This is a genomic window from Tateyamaria omphalii (assembly GCF_014651375.1).
Taxonomy (GTDB): Bacteria; Pseudomonadota; Alphaproteobacteria; order Rhodobacterales; family Rhodobacteraceae; genus Tateyamaria; species Tateyamaria omphalii.
This window is the reverse complement of the sequence record NZ_BMWT01000004.1, coordinates 307873-328959: the sequence shown is the minus strand read 5'-3', so window position 1 is coordinate 328959 and position 21087 is coordinate 307873. Positions and strand designations below refer to the sequence as shown.

Here is a 21087-nt window from a genome sequence, read left to right as displayed (position 1 = left end):
ATCTTGCGTGATTCAAAAATTTCTATAATTCTAGGATTATGAAAATGAATCACGTCCCTGAGCTTGACCTGACCCGCGCTGCTGCTGCGTTTGCTGCTCTGGGTTCTGAACAGCGTCTGTCAGTTTTGCGAACACTCGTGCGGGCCGGGCCTGACGGCTTGAGCATCGGCGTACTGGGTGATCGTACCGGTGTTATGGGCTCGACCCTGACTCACCATGTCAAAATCCTCGCCAGTGCTGGTCTGGTGACCCAAGCACGACAAGGTCGTTCAATTATCTGCGCCGCAGTCGCATTTGATGAGCTGCAGGGCCTGTCGAACTTCCTGCTCACTGAATGCTGCGCAGACAGTGCCGAAAAGGACAGCAGAAATGGCTGACACCACGTCCTCTTCCAGATCCGCCGCCAGCCGGTGGTCGAGTATCGACCGTGTTTGGATGGCCGCTGCACTCATTGTTTTGTTTGTGGCTATCGTCGATCCTTACCGCGTCGATGACGTGATCGGATTTGCGGCACGAGCGCTTGCGGGCACTCTGCCCTTCATTGGCTTTGCAGTATTTGCAATTGCCTACCTCAAGGCGACTGGTGCCGAAAACCTGCTGGCCCGCGCGTTCGAAGGCAACCCCACCCGCATGATCGTCATGGCGGCCTTGCTTGGAGGGTTGTCACCGTTCTGTTCATGCGAGGTTATACCGTTCATTGCCGCACTGCTGGCCGTTGGCGCGCCGCTTGGTGCAGTTATGGCCTTCTGGCTTGCGTCACCTCTGATGGATCCCGCCATGTTCGCGATCACGACCGGGGCCATCACACTGGAGTTTGCAATCGCCAAAACCCTTGCTGCCGTAGCGCTGGGGCTATTCGGTGGGTTTGGGACCCAACTGTTATCGCGCACACCACTTTTCACCGACCCTCTTCGTTCAAAACCGGCTGTCGGAGGTTGCTGTGGAGTGAAAGCCCCCTTTTCGGCAACCCCGGTATGGAAATTCTGGCATGTAGAAGAGCGCGTGCAAATCTTCCGTCACGCGGGTTTGAACAACGGGATTTTCCTGTTGAAGTGGCTCACGCTCGCATACGTCATCGAAGCGCTGATGGTGTATTACATGCCTGCCGACTTCATCGCCAATGTTCTTGGCGGCGGCGGGATAGGAACCATTTTGCTGGGCTCAGTCGTGGGCATGCCCGCCTACCTGAACGGTTACGCAGCTGCTCCGCTGATCGGAGATCTGCTGGACCAAGGCATGGCTCCGGGAGCAGCGATGTCATTCATGATCGCTGGTGGAGTAAGTTCTATCCCTGCCGCACTTGCTGTGTGGGCGTTAGTTAAACCCCGTGTATTTGCGGCCTACCTCGGTTTTGCACTGGCTGGGTCTGTGTTTGCGGGTGTTGCATGGCAATTGGTGGCATCGACTTAGAAGCAATTCTGCCGACGGAGATCATCACAACCGTGTCACATCCCCGTGGCAGAGAGGTTGAACTGTCTTTTGCTCCGCAACAATTACCCTCGTAACCTATACATTTGACAGGATAGCGGACATAATATTGCCCAAGTCGATGGTTAGATCGTTAAGACACCTCTGCTAAGGGGGGAATTGCCATTCGCTCGAACACGTAGGGCAAAGCAGACACCGCGGAGCAACGGGGATGCTGGAATTCGAAAATGTATCCAAGTCCTTTTGGACGGGCACACAGCGCAAGGTGATCCTTGACCGTGCGTCCTTCAAAGTGGAATTGGGCAATTCGTTTGGCATACTGGCTCCGAATGGGACCGGTAAGACAACCCTGATCAACATGATGGCCGGGCTTGAAAAGCCTGATGAAGGTGAGATCCGCCGCAGTTGCAACATTTCTTTTCCGCTTGGGTTCATGGGCGGTGTCTTGCCCAAGATATCCGCGCATGAGAACTCACGTTACATTGCGCGATTGTACGGTCTGGACCCCGACTATGTGGAAAGCTTCTGTCGCTGGCTCTGCAATCTTGGTGAATACTTTGATCAACCTTTAGGCACCTATTCATCGGGCATGCGAGCGCGTTTTTCCTTCGCGCTTATGCTGGCCCTCGAATTTGACATCTATTTGATTGACGAAGGCATGCCATCGTCAACAGATGTTGAATTCAACCGCAAGGCAGGCGACGTGCTGCAGGAACGGCTGCGCACTACAACAATTATCATCGTGTCGCATCAGGCGCAGACGCTTGAGAAATTCGCGCGTTCCGCGGCGGTTTTGCTGAATGGCAAACTGCATATGTTTGACACGTTGGAAGAGGCAAAACGGCTTTATGACTACGAAACCCAAAGCTAGGAAGTTCCGGATCAAACGTGCTGCGCCCGCACTTGGCAGTGCGACGTCCGAGTCCGACCGCGACAGCTCAGCCGAAGAGCCCAAACCCGAAACCATATCGCAAGATCAGAAACAAAATCCTGCCCCTCAAAGTGGCGAAGTCGCTTCGAGCCAACAGGTGCAAAGCGAAAGCACCATCGATGAAATACGCAAAGAGGGGCTGACCGGCCGACAATTGCGTATGGCGCGTCGGGTGGCTCAAAAGCATGGGTTGGCCCCTACATCGGATTTCGATGCTGTTCGTCTTTTGCGAGCCAAAGGCATTGATCCGTTCCAGCGCGCAAAAGTGCTGGAGCTTGTCGTGCCTCAGGCAGGGGCTGAACCACATGAAGGCGGCGCGCCGGATGCCTTCGCAAGCCTGCCTGCAAGTGCCGGCGGGGCCGGACGCGCCCAACTGCCTCAGACCATACCTGTGAAGCAGCAATTGCCGTCGACAGAACTCAGCCCGGCAGACCGGCGATCGCAGGAAATCCAGAACATTCAGCGCGACATCGCGCGGCGCCGCCGCAGAAAGATGGGCCTCCTGCTGGTGAGGCTCGCGTTTTTCGTGCTTCTGCCGACCTTCCTGGCCGGGTACTACTTCTACGCCATCGCGACGCCAATGTACGCAACCAAATCCGAATTCCTCATCATTCAGAATGAAGGGTCTGGCGGCGCAGGTCCGCTTGGTGGGTTGCTGCCCACGCAGTTCGCAACCAACAGTGACAGCATTGCCGTGCAGGGTTTTCTGCAATCCAAGGATGCGATGCTGCGGTTGGATCGCGACGTCGGGTTCAAATCTCACTTCACCCAAGACTGGATCGACCCGATCCAGCGGCTCAGCGACAATCCGACAAACGAAGAAGCATACAAAACCTACAAGAAAAACGTCAAAATCGGGTACGATCCGACCGAGGGCATGATCCGCATGGAAGTGGCTGCCGCCGACCCTCAAGCGTCAGCTGATTTCTCCAGACAATTGATCAACTACGCCGAACAACGTGTGAACAACCTGTCCGCCCAAAAACGCGACGATCAGATGCGCGATGCCCGCCAAGGATTCGAGCGCGCGGAAACAGAACGCCGTGCGGCGCAGGAAAACCTCGTCCGACTGCAAATTCAAGGTTCGACCCTTGATCCCGAAGGTGTTATCGCCTCGCTGCGCACGCAAATCGGCCAGCTGGAAACCCAGATTATCGAAAAAGAAATCGAGCTGGCCAGCCTGCTGAACAATGCGCGACCGAACCAATCGCGCGTTGATGGCGCCCGCGGAACACTGCAGATCTACAAAGATCAACTGGTCCTTCTGAACAACAAGATGACCGACGTGTCCCAAGGTGAGAATTCGCTGGCCGAACTCGCTGCCAATATTCAGATCGCTCAGGCCGATCTTGCGGCGCGCGACATGATGCTGCAATCGGCACTGCAACAGATGGAACAGGCCCGCGTGGAAGCCACCCGACAGGTGCGGTATCTGACCGTCGCCGTAGACCCCATCGCGCCGGAAGAACCGACATATCCCCGCGCATTCGAAAACACGATCTTGGCATTTCTGGTCTTTGCAGGCATCTACCTGATGATCTCGCTTACAGCGTCGATCCTTCGAGAACAGGTGACAAGTTAGGGGCCGAACCCATTATGAAACATGTTGAAGTCGCCGGCCTCACGATCGGCAATGACCGCCCCTTAACGGTGATCGCAGGACCTTGCGCCTTGGAAAGCGCTGACCTCGGCCAAGAAGTGGCTGGGCGAATGAAGGAAGTTTGCGAAGCCGCGGGTGCGCAATACGTCTTCAAAGCGAGCTACGACAAGGCCAACCGCACATCACTCAAGGGTGGCCGTGGGCTGGGTTTTGATCAAGGCCTTAAGGCCCTGCAATCGGTCAAGGATGCGATTGACGTTCCGGTCCTGACAGACGTCCACACCGAAGCCCAATGCGCACCTGTGGCAGAAGTGGCCGACATCTTGCAAATCCCTGCTTTCCTGTGTCGCCAAACCGACATGTTGCTGGCAACAGGTGAAACGGGTGCCGTGGTGAACATCAAGAAGGGCCAATTCTTGGCCCCTTGGGAAATGGGCAACATCGTCGCCAAAGTCGAAAGCACGGGCAATTCCCGCATTCTTTTGACCGAACGGGGCACATCCTTTGGCTACAATACACTCGTGGCGGATATGCGGTCGCTGCCGCAAATGGCGCAAACCGGGTACCCCGTTGTGATGGATGCCACGCATTCGGTCCAGCAACCCGGAGGTAAAGGCGGATCATCGGGCGGGCAGCGCGAATTTGCGCCGGTCATGGCCCGCGCGGCCGTGGCAATTGGGGTTGGCGCGGTATTCATCGAAACACACCCCGATCCTGACACCGCCCCGTCAGACGGTCCCAATATGATCTATCTCGACCAGATGCCCGCCCTGGTCGATACGCTTATGCAATTTGACGCGCTCGCCAAAGCGCACCCAATGACGTTTTAATCAAAGAGTTCTCCCATGACCAAACCTGCTGCCACTGTGACCCCAAACACATGGGAATTCCTGCGTGATCCGATGATCAAGCCAACAGGCTTTCGGGAATATGACGCGCGCTGGAAGTACCCGGACGAGATCAACCTGCCAGGAATGACGGCATTGGGTCTTGGCCTTGGCACACAAATGCAGCGACGTGGCATTGATCCTGTGATTGCCGTGGGCAACGATTATCGCGACTATTCGCTCAGCATCAAGAACGCGCTGATTGTCGGACTGATGCAAGCGGGCATACAGGTCAAGGACATTGGCCCTGCCCTGTCCCCTATGGCCTATTTCAGCCAGTTCCATCTTGATGTGCCAGCGGTAGCGATGGTCACAGCCTCGCACAATCCCAATGGTTGGACCGGTGTCAAAATGGGCTTTGACCGCCCCCTCACTCACGGCCCGGACGAGATGTCGGAACTGCGCGACATAGTGCTGAACGGAGATGGCGAAGCACGCCCCGGCGGCGGCTACGAATTCGTGGATGGTGTGCAAGAGGCATACCTTCAGGATCTGGTTGGCGACTTCAAGATGACGCGCCCGCTCAAGGTCGTGTGTGCCACGGGTAACGGCACAGCAGCGGCCTTTGCGCCCGAACTCTTCCGTCGCATCGGAGTAGAAGTCGTCGAAAGCCATACTGAGCTTGACTACACCTTCCCCAACTACAACCCGAACCCCGAAGCCATGGAGATGCTCCATGACATGGCGGGCAGTGTAAAGGCGTCTGGTGCAGACCTCGCGCTTGGTTTTGACGGCGATGGCGACCGCTGCGGCGTAGTGGACGATGAAGGCGAAGAAATCTTTGCCGACAAGGTCGGCGTCATCATGGCGCGAGATTTGTCCAAACTCTACCCTAACGCCACCTTCGTCGCCGATGTGAAATCCACGGGCCTCTTTGCTTCGGACCCTGAACTCCAAGCAAACGGCGTAACGGCCGACTACTGGAAAACCGGACACAGCCACATGAAGCGCCGGGTCAAGGAAATTGGAGCACTCGCCGGATTTGAAAAGTCAGGCCACTACTTTCTCGCCGAACCTGTAGGGCGCGGCTATGACTGCGGGATGCGGGTCGCTGTCGAAATCTGTAAACTGATGGATCGCAACCCCGACATGAAGATGTCTGACCTGCGCAAAGCCTTGCCCAAAACGCATTCGACCCCCACAATGTCGCCCTACTGCTCTGACACCGAAAAATATGACACGCTCGACCGTATTGTGGCCAAGCTGACAGCCAAAGCGAACGCAAACGAACCTATTGCCGGCCGTGCGATCAAAGAGGTGGTAACGGTCAATGGCGCGCGCGTTATTCTGGACAATGGGGGATGGGGCCTTGTCCGTGCCTCGTCCAACACACCGAACCTGGTCGTCGTCTGTGAAAGCCCGGAAAGCGAAGACGAACTGCGCGCGATTTTTGCAGACATCGATGCGGTCATCCGGACCGAAGAGACCGTCGGGGAATACGATCAGACCTTTTGAAGACCGCGCCGACGACGACCTTTGGCAGTATTGGCGAACTGGGAACGAGCTGCAATTGAGTTTGTAGCTCGCTCAGCAAAATCGTCTTTTGGCCTGCAATGCGCTCACTACTTTAGTTCATACAGATTTGGACCAGGGCGACAAGAAAACCTTGAAGCGGCCAATGTGCCGTCAGCGCGAGATATCGAAACGTTTGCAAATCAGGTCCATTGACGTCCTGTATGTACGAAATCCCATCGCTTCGTAATACGCCAAGCCTTCCGGATTGTTCGCACCGATACTCGCGTCGATATGGGCCAACCCGGCATCTTCCGCAGCCTTTCGTGTGACTTCGAACAAGGCCCGGCCAACGCCACGTCGCGCAGCAGATGGTCGTATATGTGTGCCAACGATACCCCACCCGGGCTCGACGCCCCATTGATTGCCAGCACGGGCGATCTTGAGCGACTGAAACCCCAACACGGCCCCCTCATCGTCGGCCACGGAGCATCGGATTTTGTCTTCACCTTCAATGTAGTATCGTTGAACGAATTCCTCGTCGTCAGGGCTCAGTCGTTTCCCCAAAGCTGTCAGTTCGCGAAGAAATGCACTCATCTGCTGAACGTCATCAAGCGTTCCATCCCTGACAATCATCGGCAACTCTCCACTGTTTCCCAGTGATCATGCGCATCAGTCGTGCACGATCTCAAGGGCTGGTAAGCAAGCAAATGAGGCGGCAGTGCGAAGCTGCCAAAACGTCCCTCGACGCAACGCGCTTGGACACATCGCTCCATGGAATTTTCTTCTTGCCACCGAAGGTGAGTTTCCGATACGAAACTCGCAAAGCTTGATGTTGGGAGAACCAGTTTACTGGTGCCGAAGGAGCAACTGCCTCGGAAACTCTCAGGCCAAAGGACCAATCTCAGGCCAAACGACTCTGGAGAGTGATGCTGCTGGCATCCGCCGAAGGGATAATGATCTCAGGCACCACGGACAGAGGAGGCACCGGCGCGCAAGCACAGTCTTGCGTATGATTTGGTGCCGCATGATTTGACGCAAATCTTGTCGGCTTGAAAAAGGTGATGAGGTATGTCCGATCTCAAGCAGACCCCGCTTCACGCATTGCACGTTGCCCTCGGGGCCAAGATGGTGCCCTTTGCCGGGTATGACATGCCGGTGCAATACGAACTGGGTGTGATGAAAGAACATCAGCATACCCGAGCGAAAGCCGGTCTGTTTGATGTCAGTCATATGGGGCAAGTGATTGTGCGCGGGGCAACCTATGAGGCTGCAGCACGCGGCCTTGAGTCACTAGTGCCGGTTGACGTGTTGGGGTTGGGAAAGAACCGCCAACGCTACGGCTTTTTCACGAATGCGGATGGTGGCATTGAAGATGACCTGATGTTGGCGAACCGCGGCGATCATGTTTTTGTCGTTGTGAATGCCGCCTGCAAGGATACCGATATCGCGCATATGAAAGCCGCGCTTGAACCGGATGTCGCGGTAACCGAGATCACGGACCGTGCCTTGCTCGCGTTGCAAGGGCCGGCTGCAGAAGGCGTGCTTGGTGCGCTTGATCCACGGGCTGCAGAGATGCGCTTTATGGATGTAGCAACGCTGGATCTAAACGGGGTTGAGGTCTGGGTTTCCCGGTCCGGCTACACCGGCGAGGACGGGTACGAGATTTCTGTTCCCACGGCTGCAGCGGTAGATATCGCCAAGGCGTTGCTGGAGCATCCAGATGTTGAAGCCATCGGGTTGGGTGCTCGCGATTCACTACGGCTGGAAGCTGGGCTCTGTCTGTATGACCATGACATTGATGCCAACACAACGCCTGTTGAAGGCGGTCTGACATGGGCGATCCAGAAGGTCCGACGCACAGGCGGAGATCGGGAGGGTGGTTTTCCGGGGGCAGGAATAATTCTTTCCGAGATTGGTAGTGGAGCCGTTCGCAAGCGCGTTGGGTTGCTGCCCGCTGGTCGCGCACCAATGCGCGAGGGAGTCACGCTGTTTGCGAGCGAGGACGAAACCGACCCGATCGGCACCATTACATCTGGCGGGTTTGGCCCGACGGTCGGGGGACCTGTTGCCATGGGCTATATCACCGCTGAATTCGCCGCGTTGGGCACCACGATTTTCGGTGAATTACGCGGAAAACGCCAACCACTCACGGTAGCGAAAATGCCATTCACGGCAGCCAACTTCAAACGATAGCAGAGAGGGTAACCAATGAAATACACGGAAGAACACGAATGGCTGCGAGCCGATGGGGATGTGTATGTCGTGGGCATCACGGAACATGCGACAACACAGCTGGGCGATCTGGTCTTTGTGGAATTGCCCGAGGTGGGCGCAGTTGTCAGCAAGGACGATGAGATCGTTGTCATTGAAAGCGTCAAGGCCGCGTCTGACATCATGGCCCCGGTTGATGGTGAAATCACAGAAGTGAACACTGATCTGGCGGATGACCCAAGCCTCGCCAACAGTGATCCGCTGGGCAAGGGTTGGTTCTTCAAGATCAAGCCGTCCGATGCGTCACAAGTCGACGGATTGATGGACGAAGCCGCCTACAATGAACTGATCGGCTGAAGGAACACAGCGACATGACTTTCAAACCCACCGACTATCTTCCTTACGATTTTGCGAACCGCCGTCATATCGGGCCGTCCCCGGCCGAAATGGACGAAATGCTGGAAGTGGTGGGGGCGAAGGACCTCGACGCGCTGATCGATGACACGATCCCGGCGAATATCCGACAAAAGGAACCGCTTGATTTCGGCAAAGCCAAGTCGGAACGCGAGCTGCTGCACCACATGCGGGTGACTGCGTCCAAGAACAAGGTTCTGACCTCACTGATCGGTCAGGGCTATCACGGCACGGTCACGCCACCGGCGATCCAGCGCAACATCCTCGAAAACCCGGCGTGGTACACTGCCTACACGCCCTACCAACCCGAGATCAGTCAGGGTCGGCTTGAGGCCTTGCTAAATTTCCAGACCATGGTGTCGGACCTGACGGGGCTTGAGATCGCCAATGCCTCGCTTCTGGACGAGGCAACGGCCTGCGCCGAAGCGATGACCATGGCGCAACGGGTGGGCAAGTCAAAGGCAACCGGCTTTTTCATCGATGAAAACTGCCATCCTCAGAACATCGCAGTGATGCGGACACGAGCCCAACCGCTTGGCATCGACATCACTGTTGGCAACCCCAACGATCTGGATGCAAGCACTGTCTTTGGGGCGATCTTCCAGTATCCCGGTACTCATGGCCACATCCGGGATTTCACTGATCAGATTGCCCAGCTGCATGAGAACAACGCGATTGGTGTCATCTCTGCCGATCCCTTGTCGCTAACACTTCTGAAGGAACCGGGGGCGATGGGTGCTGACATCGCCGTCGGAAGCACACAACGCTTTGGCGTACCCGTTGGGTATGGCGGTCCACACGCCGCCTACATGGCGACCAAAGCGAACTACGCCCGAAATATGCCAGGCCGCATTGTCGGCGTATCTGTCGACAGCTTTGGCAATCGGGCCTACCGGCTGTCCCTGCAAACACGCGAACAGCACATTCGCCGAGAGAAAGCGACATCGAATGTGTGCACAGCGCAAGCTCTGCTTGCCGTCATGGCGGGGTTCTATGGTGTCTTCCACGGTCCCGATGGCCTCAAGGCCATTGCACAACGCATTCACCGAAAGACCGCGCGATTGGCCGAGGGGCTAAAACAGGGTGGCTTTGATGTGAGGCCAGCCGCGTTCTTTGACACCATCACGGTTGATGTTGGGCCTCTGCAATCTGCCGTGATCAAATCCGCCGTAGACGAAGGGATAAACCTGCGTGCGGTTGGGACAACCGGTATCGGCATCACTTTGGATGAACGCACACGCCCCGCCACCATTGAGAAGGTTTGGCGCGCCTTCGGCATTGACCGACAGGACAAGGACTACACACCGCATTACAACATGCCGGACAAGTTGATCCGCACATCCGATTTCATGACCCACCCGATTTTCCACATGAATCGGGCGGAAACTGAAATGATGCGCTACATGCGCAGGTTGGCAGACCGCGATCTGGCGCTTGACCGGGCGATGATCCCGCTGGGGTCCTGCACTATGAAGCTGAACTCGGCCGCCGAGATGATGCCGGTCAGCTGGCGCGAGTTCTCGCTTCTGCACCCCTACTGCCCCAAGGATCAAGCCGCCGGTTACACCGAAATGATCGACGATCTGTCGGCCAAGCTTTGCGACATCACCGGGTATGATGCCATTTCCATGCAACCCAATTCCGGCGCGCAGGGCGAGTATGCGGGCCTTTTGAGCATCGCGAGCTACCACCGCGCCAATGGGCAAGGGCATCGCAACATCTGCCTTATCCCGATGAGCGCGCATGGCACCAACCCCGCCTCGGCCCAGATGGTGGGTTGGAAAGTCGTGCCCGTGAAATCAGCGGACAATGGCGATATTGACGTAGAGGACTTTAAGGCGAAGGTAGCAGAGCACAAAGACAACCTTGCCGCCTGCATGATCACCTATCCCTCGACCCACGGCGTTTTTGAGGAAACGGTGATCGACGTGTGCAAGCTCACCCATGACGCGGGTGGTCAGGTCTATATCGACGGGGCCAACATGAATGCGATGGTCGGTCTCAGCCGCCCGGGCGATCTGGGCGGTGACGTCAGTCACCTCAACCTGCACAAAACGTTCTGCATCCCGCATGGCGGCGGAGGCCCCGGCATGGGACCGATCGGGGTGAAATCCCACCTGACGCCCCATTTGCCAGGAGATCCGAATGGCGGAGAAGGTGCGGTGAGTGCCGCTGCCTTTGGATCGCCATCACTCTTGCCGATCTCGTGGGCATATTGCTTGATGATGGGTGGTGACGGTCTGACACAAGCGACCCGAGTTGCGATCCTGAATGCCAACTACATTGCCAAACGCCTCGAAGGCGCATTTGATGTTCTGTACAAGGGACCGACCGGTCGTGTCGCTCATGAGTGCATCATCGACACCCGCCCCTTTGCAGACAGCGCGCATGTTTCAGTGGATGATATTGCCAAGCGGCTGGCCGATTGCGGCTTTCATGCACCGACTATGTCATGGCCAGTTGCTGGCACGCTGATGATCGAACCGACAGAGTCTGAGACCAAGGCCGAGCTTGATCGTTTCTGCGACGCCATGCTCGGAATTCGGGCCGAAATCCAGGCCATCGAAGACGGCACGATGGACCCGGAAAACAACCCGCTTAAGAATGCGCCCCATACTATGGAGGACTTGGTCCGGGACTGGGATCGTCCCTATAGCCGCGAAGACGGTTGTTTCCCGACCGGATCGTTCCGGGTCGACAAATACTGGCCGCCGGTCAACCGTGTGGACAATGTCTGGGGGGACAGAAACCTATCCTGCACCTGCCCACCCATGGAGGACTATGCCAAGATTTAAACCCGGCCTGGCTACCCCACATATGGAGGGTGGCCAGCGAAGTTGAAATCTCTTTGGAGCAGGCTTCGTCGCTTCAATGAAACTGGCATGATCTCGTGCGCCGGCAACAGGCAGTGTGAGTTCGACTGCAATCCTCCGCTCACTCCTGCTGGATATCGACTTGGCGGACATCATCCAGGTTTTCGCTAAAACGGCGCGGCCGGAGCCCGGCCTGGAACCAGGTCAAATAGGTGTAGATCGAAAAAACCGGCCGTCCCGTGACGCGCCGGATGTCCGCCGCATAGGGCACCATATTCGTACACTCGAGCAGGATCGCACCAACCTCTGGGTGATCTGAGACCAGTTTCACTGCAGCAGCAATGTTGTCGGCTCGCGCCTGCTCAAAATCGATCTCCGCCGCGTCATCAAGTATGCGGGTAGTGAAATGAGAACCGACCCCGGTACCGACCACTGGTGTTCCGACGGCAAGGCCCGCCGCTTCGAGGTGGGCCTCAGTCAGCGTTTCCGCCGAGATGGTCAGGATGCCCAGCGATTGGCTTTCAGGCAACGACTGGAGAATGAGCGGCCCTTGTAGCAATGACGACGACGCAACGGGTACGCCCAAGGCGCTCGACAAGTCGCGTTGGAAAGGTACGAGAAACCCGCAATTGGTCGCGATCCCGTCACAGCCAAGATCAACCAACTCTCGACCGGCCTCGACGAACGCGCCCAGCAAGGGGGTCGCATCGCCGCGCACAACGTTGTCTGGCGTAGCTGCCCGTACAACTTTGAACTGAACCGGAAACGGCCATGTGGTTGCATTTCCGACGTCTCCGGGAACACGCGGGAACCGCGTATTGAGCATGAGGATGCCCAAGGTCGCCCCAAAAACGGTTTTTCCGCCAAATGTAGCCATCTTTCGCCCAACGCCAGATTGCTCAGTATGCTCTGCGGGGTCCGACCCGACATCCAGAGCGGACAATTTAGGTGGTACCGAGGCATTCCGATGTTTCAACGACAGCCTAGTGCAGTGCTTGCTTTGCATACAAGCCTATGCATTGATCTGACTACGTTTTTTAAGGCGCCGTGCAGGGGCAGTAGATGCAAAAAAGTATAGTGATAGCCGGCGCCGGGATCGTCGGTGTGTCAACCGGGATCTGGCTCCGGCGTATCAGCGACGCGGACGTTACGATTATCGACCGGTTGCCCCCCGGCGAAGGAACCTCGCATGGGAATGCAGGCGTGCTTGCCTCGTGCTCGATTGCCCCTGTGACAGCACCTGGCTTGATCCCCAAAGCACCCCGAATGCTTTTGAACCCCAATTTTCCGTTGTTCATGCGCTTGGGCTACTTTCCCAAACTGGTCCCATGGCTGTTGAAATATTTGTCCAATGCCAACGACAGCGACACCCGCCGTATCGCAAAAGGGTTGACCACCATCGTTGGAGATAGCGTTGACCAGCACAAAGCCTTGGCGGCCGATACAGATGCGAGGCAATGGGTTCAGGACAGCAACTATTCGTTTGCATACGCAAACCGTGCCGCGTTCGAAGCCGATGCCTACACATGGGCGCTGCGGCGCGAAGCCGGGTTTGAGCCCGAAATTCGGGAGGGAGAAACAGCCCACGTTTTTGAGCCCAGTCTTTCGCCCGATGTCGGGCTATTGGCAACCATGAAGGACCACGGATACATCCGCGATCCCGGAGGTTACGTAAAAGCACTGGCAAAAGAGTTTGAAAAACTGGGCGGCAAGGTACGGCAGGCAGAGATAAATGACTTCGATCTGACCGATGGGAAAGTCACGGCAGTACAAACTGATCAGGGGCCGTACCTTTGCGACCAAGCCATTCTCGCGACCGGCGTTTGGTCCAAACCGCTTATGCAAAAACTGGGACTGACTATCCCGATCGAGGCCGAACGCGGCTATCATATTGTCTTCAGGGATGCAGAGGGTGGACCATCGCACCCGGTCATGATTGCCAGCGGAAAGTTTGTAGCGACCCCAATGACCGCAGGCTTGCGTTGCGCTGGAATTGTCGAATTTGGCGGGCTGGCTGCCGGTCCTTCACAACAACCATTGGATTTTCTGCGAAGACACGCCAAGGCCAACTTTCCGAACCTCACATACAGTGAAGAGGTGGAGTGGCTGGGTCATCGCCCGGCACCGTCTGACAGTCTCCCACTTATTGGGCAGGTGGGCGAGACCGGCGTCTTTACCGCATTTGGTCACCACCATATTGGATTGACCGGTGGTCCGAAAACGGGAAGGATCACCGCAGGTCTTGTCGCGGAACAACCCGTAAACACTGACATAAGTGCATTTAACCCAATGCGTTTTTCCTAAGGCCGCGCCGAAAAGAAATGACCACCAGGGAGACTACAATGAAAAAAATCACCGCAACATGCGCCACGCTGGCCGCAACGACGATGCTTGCATTGCCCGTTGCCGCACAAGAAAAATGGGACCTGCCGATGGCGTATTCTGGGTCCAACTTCCACTCGGTCACTGGCGCTGAATTCGCCGAATGTGTGACCACTGGTACGGGTGGGGCTATCGAAATTACAACACACCCATCAGGCTCACTCTTTGCGGGTGCAGACATCAAGCGGGCAGTTCAGACTGGTCAAGTGCCAATCGGTGAACGGCTGCTGTCCGGTCATCAGAACGAAAGCGCCATATTTGGATGGGACTCGATCCCGTTCCTAGTATCATCCTTTGACGAGCATGACGCGCTCTACGCCGCAGCTAAACCGCATGTCGAAGAGCTGCTGGCCGAACAGAACCTGACCCTGCTCTATTCGGTGCCATGGCCGCCGCAAGGCCTCTACTTCAACAAGGAAGTGAACGGTGTGGCCGACATGGAAGGGATCAAGTTCCGCTCCTACAACAACGCGACCGCGCGTCTGGCAGAACTGACCGGCATGTTGCCTGTGCAAATCGAAGCTGCTGAAATCAGCCAGGCTTTTGCAACTGGTGTTGCCGAGTCGATGGTGTCTTCGGGTGCCACAGGCTACGACCGCAAGGTCTGGGAAAGCCTCAGCCACTTCTATTCGGTCGATGCCTGGCTGCCCCGCAACTACATGCTGATCAATTCCGATGTCTGGGCGGACACGTCCGACGCCAGCAAAAACGTTATCAACGCCTGCGCCAAACTGGCGGAATATGCAGGCACTTGGCGGGCTAAGGAATACACCGGGTTTACCATGGCAGGCCTGGCCGAAGGCGGCATGACTGTCGGACCAGCAGGAGATGCACTGATGTCCGAACTCAAAGAGGTTGGCGCCACAATGACGGCCGAATGGCTCGAAGCGGCGGGCGAGACCGGCAAGGCCATCGTTGACGCTTACAACGCCAACTAAACACAACAGCCGGGCCGGGTCCTGACGGCCCGGCCCGGCTTTGCCTTGCGCGGGGGACAGACCCATGACAGGACTTTTGCGCGGTCTGCGCCGCGTCCTTGATTTTATTTACCTTGCCGCTGGTGTGCTCGCTGCCCTTTGCCTGATCGCCATTCTGCTCTTGATCGTGGCACAGATGGTGGCCCGCTGGACGGGTGAAATTTTCCCCGGCGCGGCCAATTACGCAGGGTATGCCATGGCGGCGGCCAGTTTCTTTGCCTTCGCCAATGCTCTGAACAGAGGTGCCCATATCAGAGTTTCACTGGTGCTGAACGCAGTGCCTGCCGGATTTCGGCGTTTCCTTGAAGTCTGGTGCTTCGCCATCGCCGCAGGCGTTATGTGGTACTTCACCTACTACGCCTACTGGTTTGCTTACTGGTCGTGGAAGTTCAACGAAGTCAGTCAGGCGCAGGACGCTACGCCTATGTGGATTCCACAGTCGGTCATGGTCATCGGCGGCGGCATCCTTGCCCTGTCTCTGACGGACCACTTGATCCATGTTCTTTTCCACGGCGATCACCAGATCAAACGCGACCTCGTCGACCAAAGCTTTGCGGAGTAGCACAATGGAAGAAGTCTATGCCATCACGCTGTTCCTCTTTGTCTTGTTCCTTCTGTTGGGTACAGGGGTCTGGGTCGGTCTGGCCCTGATGGGCGTCGCCTGGGTGGGGATGGAGCTGTTTACGTCCCGCCCCGTGGGCGACACGATGATCACGACAATATGGGCCACGTCCTCTAGCTGGACACTCACGGCCCTGCCACTGTTCATCTGGATGGGTGAAATCCTGTTTCGAACCCGCCTGAGCGAAGACATGTTTCGCGGGCTGTCACCATGGCTTGCACGACTGCCGGGCGGGTTGGTGCATACCAACATTGTTGGCTGCACTGTCTTTGCAGCCGTCTCAGGTTCTTCCGCCGCCACCCTGACAACAGTGGGCAAGATGTCGATCCCGGAACTGCGCGCGCGGGACTATCCTGAGCGCATTGTCATCGGCACGCTGGCCGGGGCCGCAACGCTGGGTCTGATGATCCCGCCCTCGCTGGCGCTTATCGTCTACGGTGTAACCGTCAATGAAAGCATCACGCAGTTGTTTTTTGCCGGCGTCTTTCCGGGCTTGTGCCTTGCGTTCATGTTCATGGGATATGTGGCTGCGTACTCGTATCTCTCTGGCAACTGGAACCCCAAGCGGGAAATGGGCATGTCCTTTGCTGAAAAGCTGCGCAATTCCCGCTTTCTGATCCCGGTGCTGTGCCTGATCTTCGTTGTCATCGGATCAATGTATGCCGGTTACGCCACTGCCACCGAAGCCGCTGCAATTGGCGTGATCGGCGCTTTGATTTTAGCGGCAAGTCAACGGTCACTGAACTGGAGCACCTTCACGGAAAGCCTAATGGGAGCAACCCGGACCTCGGCAATGATTGCGTTGATCCTTGCAGGGGCCGCCTTCCTGAAACTGGCGATGGGTTTCACCGGCCTGCCGCGCGCCCTTGCGGACGGGATTGCGACTATGGAGCTATCGCGCTTTGAACTGCTGATGATCCTGATGGTGTTCTACATCGTGCTGGGAATGTTTCTTGATGGCATTTCATCCGTCGTACTGACGATGGCCGTTGTCGAACCGATGGTGCGGGATGCAGGGATTGACCTCATTTGGTTTGGTATCTTCGTGGTCGTCGTGGTCGAGATGGCACAGATAACGCCCCCTATCGGTTTCAATCTGTTTGTCCTTCAGGGGATGACAGAACACGAAATGGGTTACATCACGCGTGCGGCATTTCCGATGTTCATGATCATGGTTCTGATGTGCTTTGTGCTGATTTGGTTTCCGGACATTGCGATGTGGTTGCCGGAAACGATGCGACAGGCCCCCTGACTTGTGCTGCTTGCTCTGAACTGGATCGGGCGACACGGACGATACTGTTTGATCGGTGGTCTGGCCGTTGGGTTGGTGTTGCCCGAACTGGCGCAGTTTCTTCGGCCTTGGGTTGGACCTCTGGTCGCCCTTCTTCTGTTCGTTACGGGGATCAGGATCGGAGCGCGCAAGGCATTCGGTAGCCTTGGTGAACTTGCGCCTGCACTGGTCCGTATTGGAATATTGCAAACCGGCCTACCCCTGTGCGTTGCAGCGGTTCTGCATCATGCGGAAATGTTACAACACCCGCTGGCAATCGCAGTGACACTGATGCTCGCTGCCCCCTCGCTGACAGGAGCGCCGAACTTTGCCATTATGATGGGGCGAGATCCGGTACCCGGCATGCGGCTGCTGGTGCTCAGCACCGCACTGTTCCCACTAACGGCCATTCCCGTCCTATTGATCCTTGATCCAACGGGCTCCGGCCCTATCGGCGCGCTTTCGCTCTCGCTGGAACTGCTGTTGACAATCCTCGGAGCTGTTGGGCTTGGATTTGCTGTACGGCACCTTGGTGCGGGTCTCGAAGCACCTGCGACGCACAACGTCCTGGACGGAATAGCAGCACTGTTGTTGGCGGTCGTCGTCGTAGGTTTGATGAGCGCCGTCGGCCCATTGTTCAGAACGGCACCAATGGAGTTGCTGCTTTGGTTGATGGTTGCGCTTCTGATCAATTTTACCCTGGTCGCAGCGACCCTGTTCGCAGGTGCTTGGGCGCAGATACAGTTCACATTGTCGACGGCCATTTACGCAGGCAACCGCAACATTGCCCTGTTTTTGATCGCGCTTCCAGACACGGTTGCAGCGCCTTTGATGATCTTTGTTGGATGCTATCAGGTGCCCATGTATCTGACGCCGATACTGATGTCGCGCCTGCAGATACCTCGAAGCTAAAGCACGCGAGCTACCATTCTTTTCAACCGCTGGATTGCCAGACCCGAGATGGGAAATACGGCGTCATTTTCAATCTCGCCAACTCAATCGCTGCCAAGCATAAGGTCCCGGATGTATTGATCCCGGCGATCACGCCACTCAACTTCGTCGCAATGCTCAATCTCTTGAAGAATGCCGTGAACAACGCGCTCGCCCAGTACCGCCGCGGACCCGCTGAGTTTGTGAGCATGGTCCCGCGTATCCTGATTTAAAACTTGCGCGCCAGCAAGCGTAGCCACCAAATCCGCCAGATCGGAGTGGAATGCGCCAAGCACTTGTTGATACTTGGCCTCACCAAACTGCTCTCTGAATTGGTTTTCCGCAACGTCCTCTTTCTGATCGTCCCCATTCATATGTTGAGACGGCAACACACTCGACAACTTTGTCTGCAGGTCCTCGGGACGGACAGGTTTGACCAGTATGTCTGCGAATGAAGCCTGGGCGATGGCTTCATGATCCTTCTGCGCAGCATGGGCTGTCACAGCGATGGTCGGAAGACTGCTCCAGTCAACGTCCAGCTTGCGAATGCGATCAAGTGTTTCGATCCCGTCTATTCCGGGCATACTGATGTCAAGAAAGAGCACATCAAAGCGTTGGCTGGACACAGCTTCAATCGCCTCATACCCATCGCTTGCTTCGTCTACGGCAAACCCAATGTTTCGCAACATCTCGATCAAGATCATACGGTTGATTTCGTTGTCGTCGACAACCAACACACGGTTTCCTGCCCGCAGTTGAGCGGGCGTACGGACCACTGGTTGACCACCCTTCCGCGCTTTGGATCGATCGACACGAAGGGGGAGGCGCAGCGTGAAAAGACTGCCTTCTCCGGGCACGCTGTCGGCTTCGATTTCGCCTTCCATAGCTTCGACCAGACGCTTGGTTATTGCCAAGCCCAAACCGGTGCCAACATTTTCGCGGGCGTAAGTCGTGTCAATCGTGACAAATTCTTCAAAGATACGCTCAAGGTTCTCGGGAGCGATGCCGACACCGGTGTCCGACACACGAATTTCGACAAGATCGGTGTCGTTCAAACGCTCGATTTCGAGGCCGACAACTCCGTCGCTGGTGAACTTGATGGCATTTCCAATCAGGTTAATCAGGCATTGCTGGAGCGAGCGCTTGGCACCACAAACAGTGCCGAGATCATCTGATAAGAATTCGATGGTCAGCGTGTTGCCGCGCGCCTGCGCGTTTGCCGCCAGACTGTCCGCCATCTGTTGCACCATTTCCCGCAAGTCAAAGGTGACCTTCGGCTGCGGAGCGGCATCAGAACTGAGGCTGGACAGATCAAGCACATCGTTCACATGCGACAGCAACAGTTCGCCAGAAACGGAAATCGAATTCAGGTGCCTTTTTTGCCGTTCGTTTAGAGTGTCCTGTTCAATCAAGGCGAGCGACCCGAGAATTCCGTTCAAAGGTGTACGCATTTCGTGGCTCATCACGGTTAGCAGATCGGATTTGGCTTTCTCGCTTTCCTGCGCTTTATCGCGGGCGGTCTTTAGCTCTTCCTCGGCTTCCAGCTCGGGGGTGATATCTCTGAGGAATGAAACGAAGACCCGTTCACCGTCTGCTTCAGAAAGCGAGATCGACAGCTCAACTGGGAAAACCTCACCTGATTTGCGCAAAGCTTCCAGTCTGATACGACCCGCGCCAATCACCTTTTGCTCTCCGGTTTCAAGATAGCGCGCCATACCTTTGCGGTGCATATCACGAAGATGGCCTGGAACGATCATCTCTGCCATGTCCCCGCCCAAAGCCTCGGCGCGTGTAAATCCAAACACGGCTTCGGCCGCACCGTTGAATTCGACAATCCGACCGTTTGTATCCACCACCAGGACTGCATCAAGCGACGACGAAACGGCAGCTTCGAAGCGCGAGCGCACTACTTGGTTGTCGTGCGCCACCTGTTGTCCACGGCGATGAAGCTTGATTAGTATGAACAGTGCGGCCAGTAGCAGCAGGATCAACGACAGGACCGACGCAGCAAGCTTGACCAAGGTATGTGAAAACTCTGCCCGTCGCTCAGTCTCAGCTTCTGCAAAGACCTTGATACCTGCAAGTGCCAGCGCTCGAACCTGAGGTCTCAGTTCTTCGATTTGTCGTTGCATGTCAGACAAGGCCGCTCGCAGCACGTCATCCGGGCTATCGACAATGGGTGTCGCAACGTCGAGGAAAGCCTTGGTTGCTGCCAAACTTGCCTGCGCCTCGTCATCATCGCGGATGGCCTGGTAAAACGCGCTTTGCGTTAGCGTCGTGACCCGACTGTAGAAAATATCGTACCGCTTGCGAAATACGGAGAGGTCACTGTTAGGATCGTGTGTCGCACTATGCGCAGCACTGCCGAGATTCAGGGTTTCGATTTCCAGTTGGGACATATTCCAACTGATGTCGTCATGCAGAGCTGTGGAAAGTGCATCAAGGTCCTCGATCACCGAACGACCCAGATAGATGATAAAGACAAGCCCCGCGATCAGCAGGCCCGCGAACAGTGTGATCGGCTTCTTACCCATGATCGGATACAGCTCGGGACTTGCGATGATTACCTCACACTATTCTTCGGGAACAATTTCGATACGATCCAGTTGCCAGATACTGCGCGAATAATACTCTTCTGACTTGTATGTGTCGTTATAGTCAAACGGGTAAACAATCCACAATGGGCCTTTGTCGCGGACCGACATTGCATCTCCGTTGCGGGCATAGGCCACGATCGGACCGCCTTCTATTGCGTCGGTCGAAGGGATCGAAACTGCATAGTCGTTCAAGGCCACGGCGCGGATTGTACCTCCATCAGCTCCCACATGTTCCAAAAGGGCAAACAGCGGCACGCCTTCGAACCGTTGCGGGCCATCTGTCCATATGGTCTCAGTTTCGAAGCTTTCGGCAGGCAAAGCCTTGAGGCCATCCATATCGAACACCCAAGCGCCACCCTCGACCGGAGAGGCAACCAATCCGGTGATAGTCAGAACCGCTTCGTCGGCAAAAACGGGTGTAGCAAGCGAAAATGCAATGAAAGCGATGGTACTGCGGATGGTCGCGAACATAAGAAAAACTCCGTGAGTGGTGTTGCCCTGGCCCACTTATGTCACGCTCCGGTCCAAGCCACCGAGGTGCATCCGGTTAGCCTGAATATACTTTGGTAT

General features: G+C 56.3%; 18 protein-coding genes and 1 riboswitch. Of the genes, 14 read left to right on the top strand and 4 right to left on the bottom strand.

Translation table 11 applies throughout. The features are described from left to right. Positions 1-38: 38 nt before the first annotated feature. The 6 genes from IE087_RS15565 (at position 39) to IE087_RS15540 (ending at position 6301) form a co-directional block, all read left to right on the top strand. Positions 39-377, top strand: a complete 339-nt coding sequence (locus IE087_RS15565; RefSeq protein ID WP_189370282.1) for an ArsR/SmtB family transcription factor — start codon at positions 39-41, stop codon at positions 375-377. Further along, positions 370-1410, top strand: a complete 1041-nt coding sequence (locus IE087_RS15560; protein ID WP_189370281.1) for a permease — start codon at positions 370-372, stop codon at positions 1408-1410. Before IE087_RS15565 ends, IE087_RS15560 begins: the two co-directional genes overlap by 8 nt. 229 nt (positions 1411-1639) lie before the next feature. Further along, entirely contained in the window at positions 1640-2299 is a 660-nt protein-coding gene (locus IE087_RS15555) for an ABC transporter ATP-binding protein (RefSeq protein ID WP_189370280.1), read from the top strand. Continuing rightward, complete coding sequence (locus IE087_RS15550) at positions 2277-3941, top strand: KpsE/RkpR family capsule polysaccharide export protein (protein WP_189370279.1); 1665 nt, start codon at positions 2277-2279, stop codon at positions 3939-3941. Before IE087_RS15555 ends, IE087_RS15550 begins: the two co-directional genes overlap by 23 nt. A 14-nt stretch (positions 3942-3955) precedes the next feature. Further along, a complete protein-coding gene (gene kdsA, locus IE087_RS15545; protein ID WP_189370278.1) occupies positions 3956-4789 on the top strand; it encodes a 3-deoxy-8-phosphooctulonate synthase in 834 nt (277 codons plus the stop codon). A gap of 15 nt (positions 4790-4804) precedes the next feature. Continuing rightward, positions 4805-6301: a phosphomannomutase/phosphoglucomutase gene (locus IE087_RS15540; protein WP_189370277.1), complete on the top strand. Its 1497-nt coding sequence runs from the start codon at positions 4805-4807 to the stop codon at positions 6299-6301. 171 nt (positions 6302-6472) lie between these two features. Here IE087_RS15540 and IE087_RS15535 read toward each other — a convergent pair whose 3' ends face one another. Beyond that, positions 6473-6895 (bottom strand): GNAT family N-acetyltransferase, encoded by a 423-nt coding sequence (locus tag IE087_RS15535; protein ID WP_229801408.1) that lies wholly within the window; start codon positions 6893-6895, stop codon positions 6473-6475. 229 nt (positions 6896-7124) lie between these two features. Further along, positions 7125-7209: riboswitch (glycine riboswitch) on the top strand. A 160-nt stretch (positions 7210-7369) separates the two neighbouring features. Here IE087_RS15535 and gcvT point away from each other — a divergent pair. The 3 genes from gcvT to gcvP are packed head-to-tail and all read left to right on the top strand — an operon-like array spanning position 7370 to position 11721. Further along, the gene (gcvT, locus tag IE087_RS15530; protein WP_189370275.1) at positions 7370-8494 is read left to right on the top strand and encodes a glycine cleavage system aminomethyltransferase GcvT; all 1125 of its coding nucleotides are present in this window, start codon (positions 7370-7372) and stop codon (positions 8492-8494) included. 15 nt (positions 8495-8509) lie between these two features. Then, positions 8510-8869, top strand: coding sequence for a glycine cleavage system protein GcvH (gene gcvH / locus IE087_RS15525; RefSeq protein WP_189370274.1), 360 nt, complete (start codon positions 8510-8512; stop codon positions 8867-8869). A 14-nt stretch (positions 8870-8883) separates the two neighbouring features. Continuing rightward, positions 8884-11721 carry an aminomethyl-transferring glycine dehydrogenase gene (gene gcvP, locus IE087_RS15520; protein ID WP_189370273.1) on the top strand — a complete coding sequence of 946 codons (2838 nt, stop codon included), beginning with the start codon at positions 8884-8886 and terminating at the stop codon, positions 11719-11721. A 139-nt stretch (positions 11722-11860) separates the two neighbouring features. Here gcvP and IE087_RS15515 read toward each other — a convergent pair whose 3' ends face one another. Then, positions 11861-12616, bottom strand: a complete 756-nt coding sequence (locus IE087_RS15515; protein ID WP_189370272.1) for an aspartate/glutamate racemase family protein — start codon at positions 12614-12616, stop codon at positions 11861-11863. 185 nt (positions 12617-12801) lie between these two features. Here IE087_RS15515 and IE087_RS15510 point away from each other — a divergent pair, with 185 nt between their 5' ends. The 5 genes from IE087_RS15510 (at position 12802) to IE087_RS15490 (ending at position 17902) form a co-directional block, all read left to right on the top strand. After that, positions 12802-14043, top strand: coding sequence for an NAD(P)/FAD-dependent oxidoreductase (locus IE087_RS15510; RefSeq protein ID WP_189370271.1), 1242 nt, complete (start codon positions 12802-12804; stop codon positions 14041-14043). Positions 14044-14081: 38 nt separating this feature from the next. Beyond that, complete coding sequence (locus IE087_RS15505) at positions 14082-15059, top strand: TRAP transporter substrate-binding protein (RefSeq protein ID WP_189370270.1); 978 nt, start codon at positions 14082-14084, stop codon at positions 15057-15059. A 64-nt stretch (positions 15060-15123) separates the two neighbouring features. Next, positions 15124-15660, top strand: a complete 537-nt coding sequence (locus tag IE087_RS15500; RefSeq protein WP_229801407.1) for a TRAP transporter small permease — start codon at positions 15124-15126, stop codon at positions 15658-15660. Between the two features lie 4 nt (positions 15661-15664). Beyond that, positions 15665-16972 (top strand): TRAP transporter large permease, encoded by a 1308-nt coding sequence (locus tag IE087_RS15495; RefSeq protein ID WP_189370269.1) that lies wholly within the window; start codon positions 15665-15667, stop codon positions 16970-16972. Positions 16973-16975: 3 nt separating this feature from the next. Beyond that, a complete protein-coding gene (locus IE087_RS15490; RefSeq protein WP_189370268.1) occupies positions 16976-17902 on the top strand; it encodes a hypothetical protein in 927 nt (308 codons plus the stop codon). 83 nt (positions 17903-17985) lie between these two features. On the opposite strand, the gene IE087_RS15485 is transcribed toward IE087_RS15490, so the two are convergent. After that, positions 17986-20454 carry a hybrid sensor histidine kinase/response regulator gene (locus IE087_RS15485; protein WP_189370267.1) on the bottom strand — a complete coding sequence of 823 codons (2469 nt, stop codon included), beginning with the start codon at positions 20452-20454 and terminating at the stop codon, positions 17986-17988. Positions 20455-20493: 39 nt separating this feature from the next. Continuing rightward, positions 20494-20988, bottom strand: a complete 495-nt coding sequence (locus tag IE087_RS15480; protein ID WP_189370266.1) for a putative pterin-binding protein — start codon at positions 20986-20988, stop codon at positions 20494-20496. Between the last annotated feature and the right edge of the window lie 99 nt (positions 20989-21087).

Excerpts from the sequence above, each read along its gene's own strand:
- IE087_RS15505 (WP_189370270.1), top strand. The coding sequence starts at position 14,082 with ATGAAAAAAATCACCGCAACATGCGCCACGCTGGCCGCAACGACGATG.
- gcvT (WP_189370275.1), top strand. The coding sequence starts at position 7,370 with ATGTCCGATCTCAAGCAGACCCCGCTTCACGCATTGCACGTTGCCCTC.
- gcvH (WP_189370274.1), top strand. The coding sequence starts at position 8,510 with ATGAAATACACGGAAGAACACGAATGGCTGCGAGCCGATGGGGATGTG.
- IE087_RS15555 (WP_189370280.1), top strand. The coding sequence starts at position 1,640 with ATGCTGGAATTCGAAAATGTATCCAAGTCCTTTTGGACGGGCACACAG.
- IE087_RS15495 (WP_189370269.1), top strand. The coding sequence starts at position 15,665 with ATGGAAGAAGTCTATGCCATCACGCTGTTCCTCTTTGTCTTGTTCCTT.
- IE087_RS15480 (WP_189370266.1), bottom strand. The coding sequence starts at position 20,988 with ATGTTCGCGACCATCCGCAGTACCATCGCTTTCATTGCATTTTCGCTT.
- IE087_RS15550 (WP_189370279.1), top strand. The coding sequence starts at position 2,277 with ATGACTACGAAACCCAAAGCTAGGAAGTTCCGGATCAAACGTGCTGCG.
- IE087_RS15500 (WP_229801407.1), top strand. The coding sequence starts at position 15,124 with ATGACAGGACTTTTGCGCGGTCTGCGCCGCGTCCTTGATTTTATTTAC.
- IE087_RS15515 (WP_189370272.1), bottom strand. The coding sequence starts at position 12,616 with ATGGCTACATTTGGCGGAAAAACCGTTTTTGGGGCGACCTTGGGCATC.
- IE087_RS15560 (WP_189370281.1), top strand. The coding sequence starts at position 370 with ATGGCTGACACCACGTCCTCTTCCAGATCCGCCGCCAGCCGGTGGTCG.
- gcvP (WP_189370273.1), top strand. The coding sequence starts at position 8,884 with ATGACTTTCAAACCCACCGACTATCTTCCTTACGATTTTGCGAACCGC.
- IE087_RS15535 (WP_229801408.1), bottom strand. The coding sequence starts at position 6,895 with ATGAGTGCATTTCTTCGCGAACTGACAGCTTTGGGGAAACGACTGAGC.
- IE087_RS15565 (WP_189370282.1), top strand. The coding sequence starts at position 39 with ATGAAAATGAATCACGTCCCTGAGCTTGACCTGACCCGCGCTGCTGCT.
- IE087_RS15510 (WP_189370271.1), top strand. The coding sequence starts at position 12,802 with ATGCAAAAAAGTATAGTGATAGCCGGCGCCGGGATCGTCGGTGTGTCA.
- IE087_RS15485 (WP_189370267.1), bottom strand. The coding sequence starts at position 20,454 with ATGGGTAAGAAGCCGATCACACTGTTCGCGGGCCTGCTGATCGCGGGG.
- kdsA (WP_189370278.1), top strand. The coding sequence starts at position 3,956 with ATGAAACATGTTGAAGTCGCCGGCCTCACGATCGGCAATGACCGCCCC.
- IE087_RS15540 (WP_189370277.1), top strand. The coding sequence starts at position 4,805 with ATGACCAAACCTGCTGCCACTGTGACCCCAAACACATGGGAATTCCTG.